Genomic DNA, 20,285 nt, shown 5'->3' with positions numbered 1-20,285 from the left:
ATGATAGATTGTGCAAACCGAAGAATATAAGTCCTCGAAGCCTGTTAGAGATACTTACTTACCCTATGGACGTCAATGGATATCAGAAGAGGATATTGAAGCAGTTGTCAAAGTCTTAAAAGGGGATTTTTTAACGACTGGACCAGCAGTAAAAGCTTTTGAGGAAAAGGTCGCTGAATACGTAGGTGCTGAATATGCTGTCAGCTTTTCGAATGGGACAGCTGCTTTACATGGAGCTTGTTTTGCTGCTGGGATTACAACTGGCGATGAGGTCATCACTACCCCGATGACGTTTGCAGCAAGCGCGAACTGTGTCCTCTACCAAGGTGGTAAACCAATATTTGCAGATATTGATGAGAATACATATAACATTGATCCCGAAAAAATCGAAGAACTGATTACACCAAACACAAAAGCGATCATCCCAGTAGATTTCACCGGCCAACCCGCTGACTTGGAAGCGATTCTTAGCATTGCTGAAAAACACAACTTGATCGTCATTGAGGATGCAGCCCATGCGATCGGTGCAGAATACAACGGTGAAAAAATCGGTTCAATCAGTGATATGACCATGTTCAGCTTTCATCCTGTAAAACATGTAACGACAGGTGAGGGCGGCATTATAACTACAAATAACAAATCTTATTTTCAAAAGTTAATCTCTTTTCGTTCCCATGGAATCACGAGAAACAATGCTGAGTTAATAGAAAATCATGGACCGTGGTATTATGAAATGCAATCTCTCGGATTTAATTATCGGCTAACGGATATTCAAGCCGTACTCGGAATAAGCCAACTGGATCAACTCGATTATTTTATAAATATAAGAAGAAAATTTGTATCGAGATATAATGAAGCGTTTACTAAGATTTCTGAAGTTAACGTACCTAAACAAAACCCAGAAGGTCATTCGAGCTGGCACTTATACATACTTCACCTTGACCTCAATCAGTTAAGCGGTACTAGAAAACAAATATTTGAAGCATTGCATAAAGAAAATATCGGAGTAAACGTCCATTACATTCCAGTTCATCTACACCCTTTTTATCAAGGGTTAGGGTATGAAAAAGGAATTTGTCCTAAGTCCGAACAATTGTACGAAGAAATAATCACATTACCTCTGTTTCCGGCAATGACTGATAATGATGTAGAAGATGTAATTAATGCAGTCAAGAAAGTAGTGGATCACTTCTCTAAAAACTGATGGGAGGACAGGACAGTATGAAAGTCGTTGCAATTATACAAGCAAGAATGGGATCGACACGGTTACCAGGCAAGATTTTGAAAGAAGTTTTAGGGAAATCCCTGCTCGAATATCAAATCGAGAGAATAAGATTATCGGAGTACATTGATGAAATAATGATTGCAACAACAACGAATGCTCATGAGCAGCCGATCATCGATTTGTGTAACCGTCTATCCCTTCCTTTTTACAGAGGGTCAGAACATGATGTGTTGGCACGGTACTATCAGGCAGCAAAAGAAGCCTCAGCAGATGTTGTTGTCCGTCTTACATCGGATTGTCCTTTATTGGATCCAAAAGTGGTCGACCAAGTGATCGAGGAATTCTTGAATGAGAGTAACGGCTATGATTATGTATCGAATACACTCACAAGAACATTCCCTAGAGGTATGGACGTAGAAGCACTATCCATGTTCTGTTTGGAATATACGCATGATCATACCGGAAAGGACGCTCATAGGGAGCATGTGACTCCATACATATATGAAAACCCTGATCTTTTTAAGTTAGGAAATGTCAAGCTATCCTCTGATTATAGTAACGTTAGACTAACAGTGGATACACCAGAAGACTTTGAACTAGTTGAAAAGATCATCGAATACTCATCTCAGCATTTTTCCGGCGCTTATGTAGACTTACGAACGATTTTAGATATTTTGGAAAAGAATTCTGAATGGTTGGAAATAAATCGTCATATCGAGCAAAAGAAGGTCTAGAAATGATGGAAGTATTAATCCGTACGGATGCTTCAGTTGAAATTGGAACTGGACATGTCATGAGATGTTTAACGCTTGCTAAACAATTAGTTGAACATGGAGTTGAAGTCACATTCTTGTGCAGGGATTTAGAGGGTGAATTATCCGATTTCATCCATAGGAACGGTTTTGACGTTTATTTATTACCGAAGCCCAATATACCTTTTAGTCGAGGAATCATAGATTGGTATGAGCAAAACTGGATGAAAGATAAGGAAGAAACGGTATCAATCATAAAGAAGAATTCTCTAAAAGCTGATTTATTAATAGTCGATCACTACGGATTAGATTATCGATGGGAAACAAGCCTGAGAACGTGTTTCAATAGCATTATGGCTATCGATGATTTAGCAGATAGAAATCATAATTGCGATCTTTTACTCGATCAAAATTTCTATAAAAATTATACAAATCGGTATGATAACCTAGTACCCAATCATTGTAAACTTTTATTAGGCCCAAAGAATGTTTTGCTAAGGGAAGAATTTTTAAGCGACTCAATAAAAATCAAGAAAAGAACAGGAAGTATAAAGAAGATTCTAGTTTTCTTTGGTGGGTCAGATCCTACGAATGAAACATTGAAAACCTTAAAAGCACTCGTTCGGTTTAGTAATCTCCTAGTAGATGTAGTAGTGGGGGCATCAAACAAGAACAAGTTGCACATAAAAAAGTTTTGTGAAAAATATACGAACTTTACTTACTCCTGCCAAGTTCCAAATATGGCTGAACGAATAAATGAGGCTGACTTGGCGATAGGTGCAGGGGGAACGACGACCTGGGAAAGATGCTGTTTAGGTTTACCTACTGTTTCCATTATCGTTGCAGAAAATCAATCGGAAACGACTCGAGCAGTCAGTGGGATTGGAGCAATCGTGAATCTTGGCACGAGCGGAAATGTTTCAAGTGATTTTATTTATAACGAAGTGGATTATTTGTTGCATTCCCCTGAACGGGTCAATAAGCTCTCTGAAAACTCGTTAAAACTTATAGACCGTGAATACGTTAAAACTTACCCAGTAGCAAAAGCGATATTGGAGGCGTGTGATGACCTTTTCAGATAGGATAAAGCTTGTGGACATGGATGCCTCACATCTAGATTTGGTTTTAGCTTGGAGAAATCAAAAACATATCCGATCAGTCATGTATTCGGAACATGTCATTTCAATGGAACATCATAAAAATTGGTTCCAGAAGATTCACAACGATAAGAGCTGTATCGTGAAAGTCTTTTATATGGATGGCGTTCCAATGGGAGTGGTCAATTTTACTAAGATTGATCATGAAAATAGCAAATGTGAATGGGGATTTTATATAGGTAATCCAAAGGCTCCAAAAGGCGCTGGCACGATCATGGGCTATCTAGCATTGAATTTTATCTTTGAAGAGTTGAAGATTCGAAAATTGTCCGCTGAAATCATCGGCATTAATGAACAAAGTGTCCATTATCATACCAAGCTAGGCTTTGTAACGGAAGGGACCCTTAAAGATCATATATACAAAGATGATAGCTTAACTGATATCGTGCTGATGGCACTCTTTGACAGTGAGTGGAGTAGGCAAAAAGTCGGTATACATAAACGGATTGAAGGAATGATATCATGAATGAATTTCAAATAGGAGAAAGAAAAATTGGACCGAATCAACCGCCATTTATTATTGCGGAGATGTCAGGAAATCATAATCAATCCCTGGAGAGAGCACTAGAAATTGTAGAAGCAGCGGCGAATGCTGGTGCGCATGCATTGAAATTACAAACGTACACGGCAGATACGATGACCCTTGATATTACTGAGGGTGACTTTTATATTGAAGACGAAAACAGCCTATGGAAAGGTAAATCCCTTCATCAACTTTACCAACAAGCGTATACCCCATGGGAATGGCATGAGCCCATTTTTAAACGTACTCGAGAATTGGGGATGATTCCTTTTAGTACACCGTTTGACGAAACATCCGTAGATTTTTTAGAGGAATTAAATGTTCCTTTCTATAAAATTGCGTCATTCGAGAATACCGATCTCCCTTTAATAAAAAAAGTTGCCTCCACTGGTAAACCGATGATCATCTCGACTGGAATGGCGAGTATCGCTGAGTTAGATGAAACTGTTCGTTCCGCCCGTGAAGCTGGTTGTGAAAACCTGGTGCTATTAAAATGTACGAGTACCTATCCGGCTAGTCCGGAAAATACGAATATTTCAACCATCCCACACATGAAGCAATTGTTCAATTGTCAGGTAGGGCTATCGGATCATACAATGGGAACCGGTGTAGCCGTTGCGAGCGTAGCGTTAGGAGCTACAGTCATCGAAAAACATTTCACCCTTTCAAGAGAAGATGGTGGAGTGGACTCAACTTTTTCACTAGAACCTGCCGAAATGAATTCACTCGTCGTTGAGACGAAACGGGCATGGGAAGCATTTGGAAAAGTCTCATACGGACCAACTAAAAAGGAACAGGCTTCACTAAAATTCAGAAGATCGATTTATGTGTCAAAGGATATTAAAGCTGGCGAGCCGTTTACGAAAGACAATGTCAAAATAATCCGGCCAGGTTATGGATTAAAGCCAAAATATTATGAAAAGGTACTTCAAATAACAGCAAAAAGAGATATAAAAAAAGGCACACCTTTAACCTTGGATTCAATGATATAGCATATAGACAGCAGAAAAAATCAAAACGTATGGACCAGAAATGAAGTCGATAGCATGGGTGGACAGGATGATGATGGAGTTAACCCCCCCATGCAAATTATGAATCGTATGTATCTCTATGGTATGACCGGAAGAAGCCCCTTTAACTATCAAGGTAGCGTTAAGGTCGAATTAATGCTGATGAGAACGAACCATCGTACGGAGAACCGTACCTCATGCAAATATGATTTTAGTTAGAGGGGACAAAAAAATAATGTCTGAACAATACAGTATTAAAATTCCAGCGCATCCTACCATATATGTAGGCAATAGTGATAGAGAGTTGAGAATTGATTTTTCTACGCCACAGAATGGAGTGAACGCACATACTGGGCTGTTGATTTTGGTTCCTGGATTTGGTGGGAATATTGATTCGAAAATCTATAAAAAAATGAGGGAACTATTTGCCGACAAGTACAACATGGTGACGATCCAGTCTGATTATTTTGGGAGTTCATATATGCAGGAGGCTGAGAATTTTACCTTTCCAGATAAACAAGTTCTGCAATCTATTTTTACCATAGAAGAACTAGAAAAAATCAATCAAGATTCTTCGGTGCTGTTCAATTTATTAAGTGAAAAAAATACAGTACTTCCTTTGCAAGCTAAACTTAATGAGAGTTTAGAAGAGTATAATGATATGAGTTATATGCAGGCAATAGATATCATATCGGCAATCGAGGCTGTAAAAATTACATTGAATGAAAATAATTTGACGTTTGACTCGAATAGAATAATAGGCTATGGACATTCCCATGGTGCGTATCTGCTTCACTTAAGTAATATATTAGCACCTAGTCTGTATTCATATATCGTAGACAATTCAGCTTGGTTGGAGCCAGTCTATTTATCAAAGAATAGATTTCTTTATCGACAACTAGGAAATTCAACTCTTGCGATCGAATTTGATTATCTAGCAAAAAACATAACCAAAAACAAACAAGATTTGAATCTGAATACATTGTATGAAAATTTTTCTGGAACTACTCAAATTTTATCCTTTCAAGGCAATGATGATGTTTTAGTAGATCATACAGAAAAGAAATGCATGATAGAAACAATCCCTAACTCTAAATTCATTCTTGTGACGGAAGCTGATGTCGATAATAAGAAATATAAATCAAATACCCATGGCTTAGATGCAGACTTCTTGGAATTGTTTTCATACGCATTAGAATTTCAATCGCCTGAAAAGAAAGTTGCTGAAACTGATTTGAAATATGTCATAGATTTTAAAGGTGTACGTATCGATGTTGATTATACATATGGATTGCCGGTATTTAGCTTTTCATTTAAGTGAGAGAAAGCCAGAAAGCGGACTATAGTCTTCATCCGCTCGAAGAATGTCGTATATATAGGGTATAACCCTGCTATCATCCATCGAAACTTGCTATTTCCTGAGGAATATTGAGGCATTGAAATAACATTGTCATTTCCTTAATTTGAAAAAAATAACCGATTAACATGGGGCTTGAGTGAGAGAATCGCTCCATGCTGTTTTTTAATCGGCCTCCAAAAACTACTATCCTTTCACATCTTTACTTTTAGCCTGATATATAATCAAACGCCTAAGTTCTAAAAGAATTTAGAGGATTATCATGGAAATCATCGAATTAAGCAATTAGATGAGCTATTCTGTCTTTAAATTTCAGAATAATCAGATTTTAATTGAAATTAATGAACAAGTTGAGGTGTTATGGTTGAATATTTTCTTAGACGCTGAAATTATCATTGAAGATCCTTATTTCAAGAATGTGTATCATAAGACTTTGCTTGAATTGGCCAAAAAAGACAAACTTAAACTATACGTATCAGAAATGGCCTTATCTGAAATAAGTGCAAAATATAAAAATCAGTTAGATGGCATTCTTAAGACTCTAAATGAAAAGAAGGAGTCTCTACAACCATTCATTCAGCAGGATGTTAATGATTTATTATTATTAGCAGAAGCAGATTCTTATTGCGTTCAGTTAAATGGGTATTTCAACCATCTAGTGGACAGCAAAATACTTAACATCGTCCCCTACTACAGCAACATCACACCTGAATTAGTCCAAAATTTAGCTAAGGATGCAACTGTCAGCACTAGAAACAGAAGTGAATATAAGAAATCCATAATCCTATCTTCTTATGCCCAATTCATAAAAGAACATCATTTTGAATCCTCAATTGTGATAACACCAAACGAAAAAGTCTATGAAGTTATTTTTCAAACATTAAATGATCGATATAGACCTTCCTTTTACCCCTCTATTAAACAACTTTTTAAACAGTGTGAAGAAATGCATTTTCATAAAGAATCGTATGAAGAGTTGGAATTTCCAACAATAGGAGAGAAGAATCAATATTTGACCAATCTGATTCGGATGAATTTTGATGACGTGATCATTAAAAAATGCCAAAAATATTTAATAGAGCAAAATGTAAAATTTCAATCCAGCAATGATTGCCATATAGCTGGAGTTGGGGCGAATGACATGGAGGTGAACGTTTATCTGGATACTGTTATGGTGTCCGGATATTTAAAGTTGAAGATAATGAATTCGGTTCCTGAAGCTTCCCGTAATAGAGTTGTTCCTGATGGTCAAACAGTTGATCAAAATTTATATTCTGAAGAGATGTTTTTACTTATGGAGGTGATTGTTTCATTTTCTAAAGAACTCGAAGCTGAAAGTCTACAGATAGGCACTATTCAATCCATATAAGACCCTCAATGTTACTCCCATTTTTTGATCTGGCACCAGATTTTTTGAAGTGTTCGGTAATACAGCTGATTATAATAAATAGGGGGATTTCAAGTTGAAGATTGGAATTATCTCACCTTCCATAGAGTTTACTAGAATTGCTGAAGAAGTTTCTAAACAGACCAATATACCTGTATTTATTAGACAAGGTGCTTTGAAAAGAGGTCTTGCCCAGGCGAAAAATCTAATAGAGAAACATGGAGTATCTGTAATTGTTGCTCGTGGGGCCACAGCCACTTTTTTGGATGAAAAGCTATCCATTCCTGTCGTCAAAATAAAAGTGAATGGCTTTGATCTATTGAAAACATTTAAGCAGGCGCAACAACTAGGAAACAAGATTGTTTTTATAGACTCTAAGGAAAACCACCAAAATTATGACCTGAAATTGCTAGAGGAATTGTTTTCGATTCAGATCATCCTTCGTCAGTATCAAGATGAAAAAGATATAACCAATCACATTAAGGACGTTGCTGAGAGTAAAATTGCAAACGTAATCGTCGGGACTGCAGAGTGCCTTGCAAATACCGCACTTAAAAAAGGGATCAAATCCTATATTGTGGATTCCGCCCGTGAATCGATTTTAGACGCATTAAATCAGGCAGTAGAGACGTACTACCTATATGAAAAAGAAAAATTACGGCAAACACATCTTGAAGCAATTATTTCCTATGCTTTTGACGGTGTGATTGCAACTGGGTTCGAAGGAAGAGTATTTGTATACAATGAAATCGCTGAAAAACTGATCGGTCTGAAAGCAAGTGAGGTTATCGGGAGGAAACTTGAAAAAATCCACCATCCATTTCTTCAAAAATTGTATGGCGATGGAGAAACAGTAGAAAAGAAGATTGTTTCCTTAGGCAGCCAGAGGTTAGTTGTCAACCGAATTAAACTTGCAGAAAGTGAAGAAAGCTTTGTAATTACTTTTCAAGAGGTGAATAAATTAGTACAGCTAGATGGACAATTGCGACGGAAGTTGCACAATAAACGTTTTTTCGCGAAACATACCTTCAATGATATCATTCATGAAAGCGCTGTCATGCAGAAGACGATTACAATTGCCAAACAGTTCAGCCGTTCAGGCAGCAGCATTTTCATTAACGGAGAGAGCGGCACTGGAAAGGAATTGTTTGCCCAGAGTATACATAATGAAAGCTTACGAAAAGAGGGACCTTTCGTTGCAGTAAATTGTGCAGCACTACCGAGAGATTTATTGGAAAGTGAATTGTTTGGGTATGAGGAAGGCGCTTTTACAGGTGCGAAAAAAGGAGGAAAGCCTGGATTATTTGAAATGGCTCACCAAGGTACACTCTTTCTTGATGAAATCGGGGAGTTATCCCTCGATTTGCAATCTAGACTGCTTCGAGTACTTCAAGAGAAAGAAGTAATGCGGATCGGTGGGGAGAAGATTATCCCGGTTAATGTCAGAATCATCTCTGCTTCAAACAAACGGCTTAAACATCTAGTTGCAGAAAACGAATTCCGTGAAGACTTGTACTATCGTTTAAACATTTTACAAATTAAGCTACCACCCCTTAGGGAAAGAAAAGAAGATTTATTCCTGCTAATCAAGCATATCCTCGGAAAAAACAACATTCCATTTGAATCACTAGACAGTCATTTATTATTTGAAATGATGACCTATAATTGGCCCGGAAACATTCGCGAACTGGAAAATGTATTGGAAAGAGTAATTGTCATGAAGCCTCTCATACCAGATGACATTCGGGATGTCGTGTTTGATGATCAACATTATTATAGAAGACCTTCTACTTCCTCCAAAATCGAAATCAGTATCGGATCAATGAAAGATATGGAAGGGGAAATCATTAGAAATCTATATCAAAAATATGATGGAAACAAACAGGAAGTAGCCCAGCTTTTGGGGGTAAGTCGAACAACAGTATGGAAAAAGATAAAGGAACTTGAAAAAGACCTTATGGCTTAAGGAACTGTTCACTTTTTGAACAGTTCTTTTTATTTATTGAACACTTCGATTAAACGGATAATTCCAAATAATCAAAAAATACTAATTTAGCGGTTTTTATAAAATTGGCATGATACTTGCATTAAATAAAAGTGACTATAAAAAATCAGGAGGTTCTATATTTATGACAAGTGTTTACACAACAAATGACCACTTTCTAAGCCCAACACAACCGGAGGATGCGGACTTTGAAAAGGTAATCTATGAGAAAAAGGATGGAGTCGCTACTGTAACAATTAATAGGCCAGAGGTTTACAATTGCCTCAACTTTCAAACCTTGAGAGAAATGACAAGAGCATTTGAATTGGCTTCTTGGGATGATGAAATTGGGGTAGTTGTTCTAACCGGTGCAGGGGACAAGGCGTTTTGTACGGGTGCAGATATGAAGGAGCAAAACAATGAAATTCTCGATCGTCCACGGAACTATTGGAAATGGATGGGGGCTTTTATTGAAGCACATGAAAAGTTAAAGAACATCGGGAAGCCGACAATTGCTAGACTAAATGGAATTACTGTAGGTGGGGGCAATGAATTCAATATAAACTGTGACCTCGCAGTCATGGCGGACCATGGTTATATTAAACAAGTTGGAAATTCCCATGGAAGCGTGGCGGCTGGCGGTGCAACTCAATGGTTGCCATTGATTGTCGGCGACCGTAGAGCAAGAGAAATTCTTTGGTTAAATGAAGAAATCACCCCGGATAAAGCGTTGGAATGGGGGCTTGTCAATGAGGTTGTTCCAGCCCATGAGCTTGATGACGCAGTTGATAGGTTAGCAAAAAAGTTGCTTAACAAGCTACCAGAATGTGTAAGGTACACGAAAGAGCAGACAAACTTCTGGAGAAACCTGTCTTTCAACATGACTGTCCAACATGCACGTGATTGGCTTTCAGTGCATACCGGGTCGTACGAGACCTACGAATCAATGAGAGCCTTCAGCGAAAAGAGAAAACCGGATTACGAAAAGATCCGAGCTCGCGCAGCATCAGGAGGATCTTCGGAACATTTATGGGGAGCGCCAATGCTTGAGTGTGATCAATGTGGGACAAAGGATATCCCAGAGTACTTTAATCACTGTGGAGTGTGCGGTGCACCAATAAATAAGTAAATTATTTTGACAAGGGTGACTCAAAAAGACTTGGGTAATAAATAGTCTGATTAATCCCTGTCTTTTGAGTCCCCTGACAATAAAAAATGAAAGTGTGGGGGATTATGAAACTTTCTCGTTCAGAGGCTGTTGCTAATTGGTACAGCAGGTATTTTCCTGACGCGTTGATTTTTGCATTGATTTTAACAGTGTTAGCAATGGTATTAGGGGTTGTCTTTACAGATAGTTCGATTGTCGGTGTATTGGATTATTGGTTTGAAGGTATTCCATGGTTATTCACGTTTGCATTCCAGTTGATGTTTACGTATGCAGCTGCATTAGTATTAGTTGATACTCCTGTTGTACAAAAGTACATTCGTAAATTGGCGAATGTAGTTAAAACACCGATGGCTGCGTATTTATGGACAGGAATTTTAGGGGCAGTTACATCTTTTATCGGCTGGTATATCGGGCCGGTTGTGACCGCAATCTTTGCTAGATCACTTGGACAGCAGATCAAGGGTGTCGATTATCGGCTCATTTCAGCAATCGCATATTCATCATTCACCATTTCACTTACAGGAATATCAGGCTCAATCCCTCTATTTGTTGCTACTGAAGGTCAGTTCACCGAATTGATGGGCGGATTGATAGGACTTGAACAAACGACATTCTCTCCTCTGAATATCATCTCATGTATTTTAGTTGTCGGTATTACCACTCTCGTATTTTACTTTATCGCAAAAAATAAAAAAGAAATTGTCACTTACCACGATTTAGCAATCAACCCTCAGGAAGAAATAGCTGCGAGTGCTGAGCCATTAGCTGAAGAAGAACCGGATCAGCCAACTGGACATAAGTCATTTGCAGAAAAAATAAACACATATAGACCGATCATATTAGTCCTCGGCTTAATTGGTTTGGGTTACCTCTTCGTTTATTTTACTAAAAATGGTTTAGACGGGTTAAATCTTAACTCGGTTGCATTTATCGCTCTTGTAATGGGCTTGCTCGTCCAAAAAGATGCGATGAGCTATGCAAAATCTTTTTCGAAAAACCTGGTCGCCACTGGATCAATCGGATTACAGTTTCCGCTTTATGGCGGAATTGCATCGATACTGGTTGGCACGGGGCTAGCGACTATTTTAACAGAGGCGATCGTCAGCTTTTCTACTGAAGCAACCTTCCCAACCCTTACCTTCTTAATGTCTGGAGCCATCAACATGTTTGTCCCATCTGCTGGTTCTCAGTTTACGGCTACTGCACCATTTTTAATTCCTGCAGGGGAAGCATTAAATGTTGATATACAAAGAACAGTAATGGCAATCACTTATGGCGATATCTGGACGAACCTGATTCAACCGTTTTGGGCATTGTTGTACTTTCCAATTTTGGCAGTAGGTACTAGATTACAAGTTCGAGATTTCATGGGTTATTGTTTGCCGATTCTTCTAGCTGTAGGTCTTATTTGGATCATTTGCCTTTCTGTACTTCCGGTTTAAGTCTGTATTCGTTGAATAAGACTGCTAAGGGGGAGCGTTAATGGGAACTGAAATTCCTTACTATTATAAGTCATTAGATTGGGATCGATTGGTTGCTGAATATGAGCCACCAAAGGAGTTTATGGAAGGTGCTTGGCTTTGGGAACGTGACCGTATTGAAACAACACAATTCAAACGATTGAAAGAAACTTTGGAAAAAGCAGCTCAAATCCCTTTTTATCAAAATTTATGGAAAAAATACGATTTTGATCCTGCTGATGTGAAGTCCTTGGATGATCTGCACAAAATCCCTATGTACACGATCGAGGATATTCGTGACAGCATTGAAAGAAAACCACCATTCGGAGATTACCAGAGGTACTCGTTTGAAGATGGATCCCACACACCGTTACGATTCTATACGAGTGGTGGAACTACAGGGACACCGAGGCCAACGATTTACTCACAATGGGACAGAGAAGTCGGCGCAATTCTTAGTGCCAGAACGTTTTATTTACAAGGAATTCGCCCAGGGGATGCGGTAATCAATGCTTGGGCATATTCTACTCACAATGCAGCATGGATAATGGATCATGGAATGTGGCACTGGTTAGGCGTGACTCCAATTACGACAAGTACTGGAAACGTAACACCAACAAATAAACAAATTGAGCTCGCTAAAACGTTTGGCACAACTTCCATCATCGCAACTTCTGATTACCTGTTGCACATTGGGGACACAGCCGAAAAGATGGGATACGATTTGAAAAATGATTTTAACTTCAAATCACTGCTTGCGTTCGGTGATACTGCTCCAGTGGAGAAAAAGTTCGGTGTGCCGGTTTATGATTCTTATGCATTCCACGAAGTCCAGTATGTAGCAGCGGAATGCCCCGCCAAACATGGCTTACACATTTTTGAAGACGCTTTCATCGTTGAAATCGTCGACTTTGAAACAGGAAAGCCGGTGCCTCCAGGGCAAAGAGGGAATATTGTGGTCACAGCTCTTTATAAAACGGGGACTCAACAAATCCGTTACAACATACAGGATATTTCTGCGATGTACGAAATTGAACAATGCGAGTGTGGCAGCTGGCATCGGAAAATAAAGTATTTCCAGGGTCGTAGCGATACGATGGTGAAATTGCGTGGGGTAAACGTATGGCCGGAAGCATGTGGAAAGGTTATTGCCGACCAAACGGAAACGAATGGCGAATACTTCTGTTACGTCGAACGGATAAAAGGCAACGGGAAACCGGATCGTGATGAAATGACCATATTAGTTGAACCAGCTTCTGACAACCTTGATTCCTCTTACCTTCAACAAAACATCGAGCAATTATTGAATACTAAATTAGGAGTCAAGATCAATGTAGAGGTCGTTCAGGTCAATTCACTCGAAAAGCATACCGGCAGAGGACACCGTGCAAAATTGAAAAGGTTTGAAGATCGTCGTCCTAAGGAGGTAAAGGTGTGAGGTCTGTAATTTTAGCCGAACACGGTTCTGTTGATCAGTTAAAGGTTTCATTCACCGGAAACAATCATCCTTTAAAGGAAGATGAAATTAGGATCAATGTGAAATACTGTGCCCTTAACCATTTAGATCTATGGTTAAGAAAGGGTGGAACGGGTGACAAATTAACACTGCCCAGGGTACCAGGCAGTGATATTGCAGGTGTAATCGTTAAGAAAGGTTCCGCTGTTGGTTACCTTGATATCGGTGAAGCGGTATTGCTTTACCCGGGTGTCGGATGTGGCCACTGTACAGCATGTTTAAGCGGGCAGGAGTCCCAATGTCATGAATTTAAAGTGGTTGGCTATAACATCGATGGTGGCTATTCCGAATTCATAACCGTCAAGGCAAAACAGGTGGTTCAAATCCCGAATGATAACTTAGAAAAATGGGCGGCAGTCCCGATATCTTATATTACAGCCTGGAATGCACTCGTAACCAAAGCGAAATTGACTTCAAACGATACATTAGCCATTTGGGGTGCAACTGGAGGACTTGGATTTGCTGCGACTTCTATTGCACATGGGATCGGAGCAAGGGTGATCGGTATTGTTGGCTCTGAAGAGAAAGCCGATTTTCTAAAACGATACGGTTTTGCTAGTGAAATTGTTGTCAGGTCAGACTCATTAGTTAAGGAAATCCGTAATATGACTTCAAATAAAGGTGTAGATGTCGTTTTGGATCACGTAGGTAAGCAAACGTGGTCGAAAAGCTTAAAGATGTTAAAAACAGGTGGGCGCTTAGCCTTTTGTGGAGTCACAACCGGCACAAAAGCTGAAACCGATCTTCGGTATATATTTGGAAAACAACTCACGATTACCGGATCTTGGCTGGGGAATCAATCTGATTTCCACGAGGCAGTTGGTTTTTTAAGAAACAGACCGCATCTACTGCCTTTTATTTATCAAGTGTTCAATTTGGACGAAGTGGGGGAAGCTCACACCCTTATGGAAAGAGGAGATCATATCGGAAAAATACTTTTAAAGGTATAAGCCAGGGGTGATAAAATGAGACGAAATTTATTAGTAGTAGGTTCAGGGATAATGGGAAGAGGTATTGCTTATGCTTCTGCAATTGGTGGATATAACGTAACATTGCAAGATATTTTGGAAGAAAAACTAACCGAAGCTAGTGATGACATTTCCTCATATTTTCAAAAAGGTGTGGAAAGAGCAAAAATTAGTGAAAACGAAGCCGAAGCTGCCAAATCTAGAATTTCATATTCGACAAAACTAGAAGTTGAAGCAACGAAAGCGGATTTTGTGATTGAAGCCGTCCCTGAAAAAATAGAAATTAAGAGAACGGTATTCGAAACATTGGACGAACACTGCCCCTCTGATACTGTACTTGCAACAAATACCTCAACAATGAGCCCTACAGAAATTGGTGCTTTTACAAAACGTCCAGATAAAGTGATTGCAATGCACTTCTTCAATCCAGTACCAAAAATGAAGCTTGTTGAAATAATAAGGGGACTGGAAACGAGCGATGAAACGAGTGAAATTACAAAGACGGTCGCCGTAAATATGAAAAAAGAAACGGTGATAGTCAATGAATTCCCTGGATTTGTTACAAGCAGAATCAGCAGTCTAGTAGGGAACGAAGCTTTTAACATGTTAATGGAAGGAGTAGGAACGCCGGAAGAAATCGATCGGGCGATAGAGCTAGGGCTTAATTATCCTATGGGACCGTTTAAATTAGGGGATATGGTCGGCTTGGATACGAGATTGAGCAACCTTGAGTATTTGCATAGTACATTAGGTGAACGTTTTCGTCCGAGTCCATTACTAGTGAAGTATGTGAAGGCAGGTCGATTAGGAAAGAAAACCGGAAGAGGAGTATATGACTACTCAACTCAAAGCGAGGCTCTAAGAGATGGAACGAAAACACCTGTTAATTGATGTCCAGAACAATATCGGGACGATAACCATAAACCGGCCTGAGCAACGGAATTCATTAGATGTAGAAAGCTGGGAAGAGTTAAGAGCAGCCATCAGGCATTTAAATGATGATGGGGAGGTAAGAGTGATTGTCTTGACTGGTGCAGGAGATAAATCATTCGCAGCTGGGGCAGATATAAAATGGATCAAGGATAGAAAACCACTTGATATCTACGGATCGGCAGTTCAGGATGTATTGCTCGAACTTTACAAATCATATAAACCGATCATCGCAGCTGTAAACGGCTACGCACTTGGGGGAGGGTGCGAATTGATGACTGCTTGTGACTTTAGAATTGCAAGCAGTAGGGCGAAAATGGGTCAGCCTGAAATCAATCTTGGTATCCTGCCCGCTGGAGGGGGGACCCAACAACTAACGAAAATTGTTGGGTTACAGCATGCAAAGGAGCTTATCCTAACAGGTAAAATCATAAGTGCAGATGAGGCCTATCGGATCGGTTTAGTGAATGAAGTTGTAGAGCATGAATTCCTGATGGATAAGGTTTATTCGCTGGCATCTGAACTAGCCAGTAAGCCTCCTGTCGCTTTAAAATTAGCTAAGATTGCTCTAAATGAGAGTGCGACAGCTGATCTTTCAACCGGCTTGGCGTTAGAGAAAGCCCTCCAAGCAGTATTGTTTGGAACAAAAGATAAAGTAGAGGGAACAGAAGCATTTTTTGATAAGCGGGAGCCGAAGTTTGTAGGTGAATAGGAAGTTAATAGGTGGGATTTACAATTGAACACCTTCAAATCATTTGAAAATGGTTTGGAGGTGTTCTTATTTTTCCGTTAAAAGATGTTCTTTCCTTAGTCGAAATTTGTAAGAGTATAATAGTCTGCATCCGCCCGAAGAAAGTCGAATTTCTATTAGGGAATCGTGATGGATTAAAACACCACTTTAAAGATTTTAAGGGAAGGTGGCGTAAAGGAGATTTTCTTTCGATATTATTCTTAAAGTTCAATTTCGATTAATAAACCTTGGATCGCATAGCTTTTAAGACTTTTTAAAAGTAATCCTAAGCTTTCCGTGGTAATTTACAACAGTTGTAATTTGTAACTATAAATTTGGTTCGTTTTAGGAGGGTTTCTCCACTCAAAATGATTTTTTTGAAAAATATATTCATTTTTCTGAAATTTTGTGATAGATTAATAGTAACCACAAATGACGAGGTGGTACTTATTTTCACAAAAACTGAAAACGCTTTCTCGAGCCGGATTCTGCAACAGAAGATCACCTTTCACCATTTGGGATACCAAAGCTGTGAAACTGGTGAACGAGTTGTCCTGTTTGTCCAGGATGGAGTGGATTATTTGGAGCTTGGATCCTTTGAACAGAGCTTACAGACGGTTGTGAAGGAGACCAATTTCAAAGGACAGCTTGATGCATATATGATCCACCCAGGTGATTCATGGGCTCGGTACCATTACTATCATCCGAACCAAGCAGATCATAAAAGGTTTGTCGCCTTTTTCCATGAGGAGTTTTATCCAGCACACATACCGTCCACTAAGGGACTACATAAAGTCGGAGTGCTTGGTGATTCACTTGCAGCACTCGTTAACGTCAGTATCGCCGCCGAACAACCAGAACGATTCACACATCTCTTGTTACAATCGACAGCCTATGAACCAGTGAAACTATTAGGTGAATCACTTCCAGAACAGGTCATGCATTGGAAGGTCTATCAATTGGTCGGTCTTAAGGAAGATGATTTCGTATCACCGTTGACTGGTCAGAAACTCCGGATCCTGACGGAAAACCGGAAGCTGAACAAACGCCTACTACACTTACAAGTCCAGGTTGAGTACGTCGAAAAGGACGAAGAGCATTCCTGGGAATTTTGGCGCCAGAATTTGCAAAAGGCAATCACTTACTTTCTGACAAAGTAAGTTTGCATATAACTCATTAAAAAATCCAGAGGGGGATCGTCATGAAAAAATTTTTCTCAATACTGATGATCATGAGCTTATTGTTTGCAGTGGCATGCTCGAATTCAGATGAGGTCTCGAAGGACAAGGACTCGGATAAGAACGAGAAGGTAGAAATCGAATTCTGGACCATGCAGTTATCACCGACGTTTGATGAATATATCAATGGTGTAATTGATGACTTTGAAAAAGAAAATCCGAACATCAAGGTGAAATGGGTTGACGTGCCTTGGGCAGACATGGAGAAGAAAATTCTTGCCGCTGTTGCATCGAAAACCGCTCCAGATGTTGCGAACCTGAACCCGCAATTCGCATCGAAATTAGCAGAGCTCGATGCACTGGTCAATATGAACGAAGCGGTTCCAGCGGACGCTCGAGATAAGTATTTTGAAGGTGTTTGGAAGTCTAACACCTTCGATGGGGAAACATTCGGTATCCCGTGGTACTTGTCGACACAGGTAACAATGTACAATACAAAAATGTTTGAAGACGCTGGACTTGATCCGGATAACCCGCCAAAAACGTTCAACGAAGTGTATGAAGTCGCGAAAACGATAAAAGAAGAAACAGGTAAATACGCATTCTTCCCTGCGCTTGATGGAAGCCATCTGCTAGAGACGATGGTCATGATGGGAGCAGACTTGACCAATGAAGATATGACGAAGGCGGCTTTCAATTCACCAGAAGGGAAGGAAGCATTCCAGCTTTTCGTCGATCTATATCAAAATGAATTGATTCCACGTGAAGTACTTACAGAAGGTCACGGAAAAGCGATTGATATGTATCAAGCTGGACAGCTTGCTATTTTAGCCTCTGGTCCTCAATTCCTGGATAAAATCAAAGAAAATGCACCGGATATTTTGGAAGTGACTCGCAGTTCTACTCAGCTGACAGGTGAAACCGGTAAAAAGAATGTAGCAGCAATGAATCTTGTCGTACCGAAGCAATCGGAACATCAAGAAGAAGCGGTTAAGTTTTCACTATTCATGACCAATGCGGAAAATCAAGTTGAATTCGATAAAATCGTACCGATTCTACCATCTATCGAATCGGCCATGGATGATCCATTCTTCAGTGAACTTCCAGAAAACCCAACACCGATCGATAAGGCACGAATCGTTTCTGCAAAGCAGCTGAAGGATAGTGAAGTATTGATCCCACCCATGAAGAACTATGAGGAACTGAAAACATCGATTTTCGAAGCCTTACAAGCAGCGATGCTGGATGAAATGTCTGTAGACGAGGCATTGGAACAAGCGGAACAGAAGTGGAACGAAGTACTGAGCAACTAAAGAGAAGAGAAGATGGGGAACCGTTTCCCCTTCTTCTTTTTTACAATCATCGAGTGGATACGGTGGTGGAGAAATGAACAAGACAGATTTATTCAGAAAATTAGAAGGAGCATTGATCGTATCATGTCAGGCTCTGGAGGATGAACCGTTACACGGAGCAGAAACTATGGCTAAGATGGCACTAGCAGCAGAGATTGGTGGGGCATCTGCTATCAGAGCGAACGGTGGTTCAGATATCGAGGAAATACAGAAGGTGACCAGGATTCCCATCATCGGATTGATCAAAAAGGTCTACCCTGACAGTAACGTGTATATTACACCTTCAAAAACCGAAGTCGATTTATTGATTGATACCGGTGTCAATATGGTAGCTCTTGATGGAACGACCAGGCATCGCCCGGATGGTGTAAGTTTGAAAGAACTACTTCACTATTTGAAAGCAAAAGGTCAAATTGTGATGGCTGATATATCGACGTTCGAGGAGGGAGTTCTTGCCGAACAAATGGGTTTTGATTGTGTTTCCACAACACTCTCAGGTTATACCCCCTATTCACGACAGAATGATGGACCTGACTTCGAACTGATCGAACGATTAGCGACACGTCTACGAATCCCTGTGATTGCGGAAGGGAAGATTCACTCACCCGAACAAGCGAAATATGCCTTAGGCTTAGGAGCATATGCTGTTGTTGTCGGTTCTGCGATAACGAGACCCCAAGAAATCACGAAACGATATGTAAATTATTTGAAAAAGGATGATCAAAATGGCGAACAGCCAGTTAACTATAAAGGGAAGATTAAAAGGGTTGATTAACAGTTACTTTCCATCCCTTACAAAATCAGAACAGAAAGTTGCTGAGATTGTATTGGAAGAGATGGAAAAGGTGATGTATTTTTCCGTGACAGACCTTGCCGATGCGGCAGATGTTGGGGATACGACGGTGCTGCGATTTTGTCGGAAGGTTGGGTTCAAAGGATATCAGGAATTCAAATTGGCCATCGCAAAAGACCTTGCAAATGGAACCGGTACGCCAGGTGAGGATCCTGATGAAGCAGGAGGGATATTGCAAGCGATTGCCCGTAATACAGTCAATGTAATTCAAGAGACGGCAGCGATCACTAATGAAGAGGTTTTAGAGGACGCGCTTATATTATTGGACGAGGCGAACTCGATACACTTCTTCGGTGTAGGGACCTCCGGATTGACAGCATTGGATGCGGAAAACCGGTTGTTGAGAATAGGGAAACGGACACATGCGGTGATCGATTCCCATATCCAGGCAATGACTGCTGCAACCTTGGGGGAAGGAGATGTGGTCGTAGGTATCAGTGTATCCGGTAGTACGAAGGATACGATCGATTCATTGAAAATTGCAGAAGATAGCGGAGCAACCGTAATCGCAATTACACATCATGCTCGTTCTCCGATCACGAAGGTCGCGAACCTCGTTCTATTGAGCGGTGGTAAAGAGTCTCCTCTTGAAGGGGGATCGCTGGCAGCGAAGATTTCCCAGCTTTTTGTGATAGATCTTCTCTGTACAGGAATCGCAATCAGGAATAAGAAGAAATCCCTTGAGTTCAAGGAACGGACAGCTCGTGCCGTGATCAACAAGATTTACTGAGCAGG

At 40.0% G+C, this 20,285-nt stretch carries 18 protein-coding genes; all 18 read left to right on the top strand.

All coding sequences use genetic code 11. The features are described from left to right. Window positions 1-10: 10 nt before the first annotated feature. The 18 genes from pseC to MOJ78_RS19115 all read left to right on the top strand — a co-directional run bounded on the left by pseC (window position 11) and on the right by MOJ78_RS19115 (window position 20,280). A complete protein-coding gene (pseC, locus tag MOJ78_RS19200) occupies window positions 11-1,204 on the top strand; it encodes a UDP-4-amino-4,6-dideoxy-N-acetyl-beta-L-altrosamine transaminase (protein WP_304978926.1) in 1,194 nt (397 codons plus the stop codon). A gap of 17 nt (window positions 1,205-1,221) precedes the next feature. Then, window positions 1,222-1,959, top strand: coding sequence for a cytidylyltransferase domain-containing protein (locus MOJ78_RS19195; protein WP_304978925.1), 738 nt, complete (start codon window positions 1,222-1,224; stop codon window positions 1,957-1,959). A gap of 2 nt (window positions 1,960-1,961) precedes the next feature. Beyond that, complete coding sequence (gene pseG / locus MOJ78_RS19190; RefSeq protein WP_304978924.1) at window positions 1,962-3,059, top strand: UDP-2,4-diacetamido-2,4,6-trideoxy-beta-L-altropyranose hydrolase; 1,098 nt, start codon at window positions 1,962-1,964, stop codon at window positions 3,057-3,059. Beyond that, window positions 3,043-3,600, top strand: a complete 558-nt coding sequence (pseH, locus tag MOJ78_RS19185) for a UDP-4-amino-4,6-dideoxy-N-acetyl-beta-L-altrosamine N-acetyltransferase (RefSeq protein WP_304978923.1) — start codon at window positions 3,043-3,045, stop codon at window positions 3,598-3,600. The genes pseG and pseH overlap by 17 nt, the downstream gene beginning before the upstream one ends. Continuing rightward, window positions 3,597-4,649 carry a pseudaminic acid synthase gene (pseI, locus tag MOJ78_RS19180; RefSeq protein ID WP_304978922.1) on the top strand — a complete coding sequence of 351 codons (1,053 nt, stop codon included), beginning with the start codon at window positions 3,597-3,599 and terminating at the stop codon, window positions 4,647-4,649. Before pseH ends, pseI begins: the two co-directional genes overlap by 4 nt. A 253-nt stretch (window positions 4,650-4,902) precedes the next feature. Further along, window positions 4,903-5,988: a DUF2920 family protein gene (locus MOJ78_RS19175; protein ID WP_304978921.1), complete on the top strand. Its 1,086-nt coding sequence runs from the start codon at window positions 4,903-4,905 to the stop codon at window positions 5,986-5,988. A 400-nt stretch (window positions 5,989-6,388) separates the two neighbouring features. Further along, complete coding sequence (locus MOJ78_RS19170; RefSeq protein ID WP_304978920.1) at window positions 6,389-7,393, top strand: PIN domain-containing protein; 1,005 nt, start codon at window positions 6,389-6,391, stop codon at window positions 7,391-7,393. 94 nt (window positions 7,394-7,487) lie between these two features. Next, window positions 7,488-9,377, top strand: a complete 1,890-nt coding sequence (locus MOJ78_RS19165) for a sigma 54-interacting transcriptional regulator (RefSeq protein ID WP_304978919.1) — start codon at window positions 7,488-7,490, stop codon at window positions 9,375-9,377. 163 nt (window positions 9,378-9,540) lie between these two features. Then, a complete protein-coding gene (locus tag MOJ78_RS19160; RefSeq protein WP_304978918.1) occupies window positions 9,541-10,524 on the top strand; it encodes an enoyl-CoA hydratase/isomerase family protein in 984 nt (327 codons plus the stop codon). Window positions 10,525-10,628: 104 nt separating this feature from the next. Then, window positions 10,629-12,005, top strand: coding sequence for a TIGR00366 family protein (locus MOJ78_RS19155; protein ID WP_304978917.1), 1,377 nt, complete (start codon window positions 10,629-10,631; stop codon window positions 12,003-12,005). 40 nt (window positions 12,006-12,045) lie between these two features. After that, complete coding sequence (locus tag MOJ78_RS19150; RefSeq protein ID WP_304978916.1) at window positions 12,046-13,461, top strand: phenylacetate--CoA ligase family protein; 1,416 nt, start codon at window positions 12,046-12,048, stop codon at window positions 13,459-13,461. Further along, window positions 13,458-14,489 carry a zinc-binding dehydrogenase gene (locus tag MOJ78_RS19145; protein ID WP_304978915.1) on the top strand — a complete coding sequence of 344 codons (1,032 nt, stop codon included), beginning with the start codon at window positions 13,458-13,460 and terminating at the stop codon, window positions 14,487-14,489. Before MOJ78_RS19150 ends, MOJ78_RS19145 begins: the two co-directional genes overlap by 4 nt. A 15-nt stretch (window positions 14,490-14,504) precedes the next feature. Then, on the top strand, window positions 14,505-15,398 hold the full coding sequence (locus MOJ78_RS19140; protein WP_304978914.1) for a 3-hydroxyacyl-CoA dehydrogenase: 894 nt from the start codon (window positions 14,505-14,507) through the stop codon (window positions 15,396-15,398). Further along, window positions 15,373-16,149: an enoyl-CoA hydratase/isomerase family protein gene (locus tag MOJ78_RS19135; RefSeq protein ID WP_304978913.1), complete on the top strand. Its 777-nt coding sequence runs from the start codon at window positions 15,373-15,375 to the stop codon at window positions 16,147-16,149. Before MOJ78_RS19140 ends, MOJ78_RS19135 begins: the two co-directional genes overlap by 26 nt. 386 nt (window positions 16,150-16,535) lie before the next feature. Beyond that, the gene (locus MOJ78_RS19130; RefSeq protein WP_304978912.1) at window positions 16,536-17,327 is read left to right on the top strand and encodes an alpha/beta hydrolase-fold protein; all 792 of its coding nucleotides are present in this window, start codon (window positions 16,536-16,538) and stop codon (window positions 17,325-17,327) included. 41 nt (window positions 17,328-17,368) lie between these two features. Then, window positions 17,369-18,658, top strand: coding sequence for an ABC transporter substrate-binding protein (locus tag MOJ78_RS19125; RefSeq protein ID WP_304978911.1), 1,290 nt, complete (start codon window positions 17,369-17,371; stop codon window positions 18,656-18,658). Window positions 18,659-18,731: 73 nt separating this feature from the next. Then, window positions 18,732-19,472: an N-acetylmannosamine-6-phosphate 2-epimerase gene (locus tag MOJ78_RS19120; protein WP_304978910.1), complete on the top strand. Its 741-nt coding sequence runs from the start codon at window positions 18,732-18,734 to the stop codon at window positions 19,470-19,472. Continuing rightward, entirely contained in the window at window positions 19,423-20,280 is an 858-nt protein-coding gene (locus MOJ78_RS19115; RefSeq protein ID WP_304978909.1) for a MurR/RpiR family transcriptional regulator, read from the top strand. Before MOJ78_RS19120 ends, MOJ78_RS19115 begins: the two co-directional genes overlap by 50 nt. The last annotated feature ends 5 nt before the right edge of the window (window positions 20,281-20,285 follow it).

It is taken from the genome of Alkalihalobacillus sp. AL-G, from assembly GCF_030643805.1.
GTDB lineage: Bacteria > Bacillota > Bacilli > Bacillales > Fictibacillaceae > Pseudalkalibacillus.
This window is presented reverse-complemented; position numbering and strand designations above follow the sequence as displayed.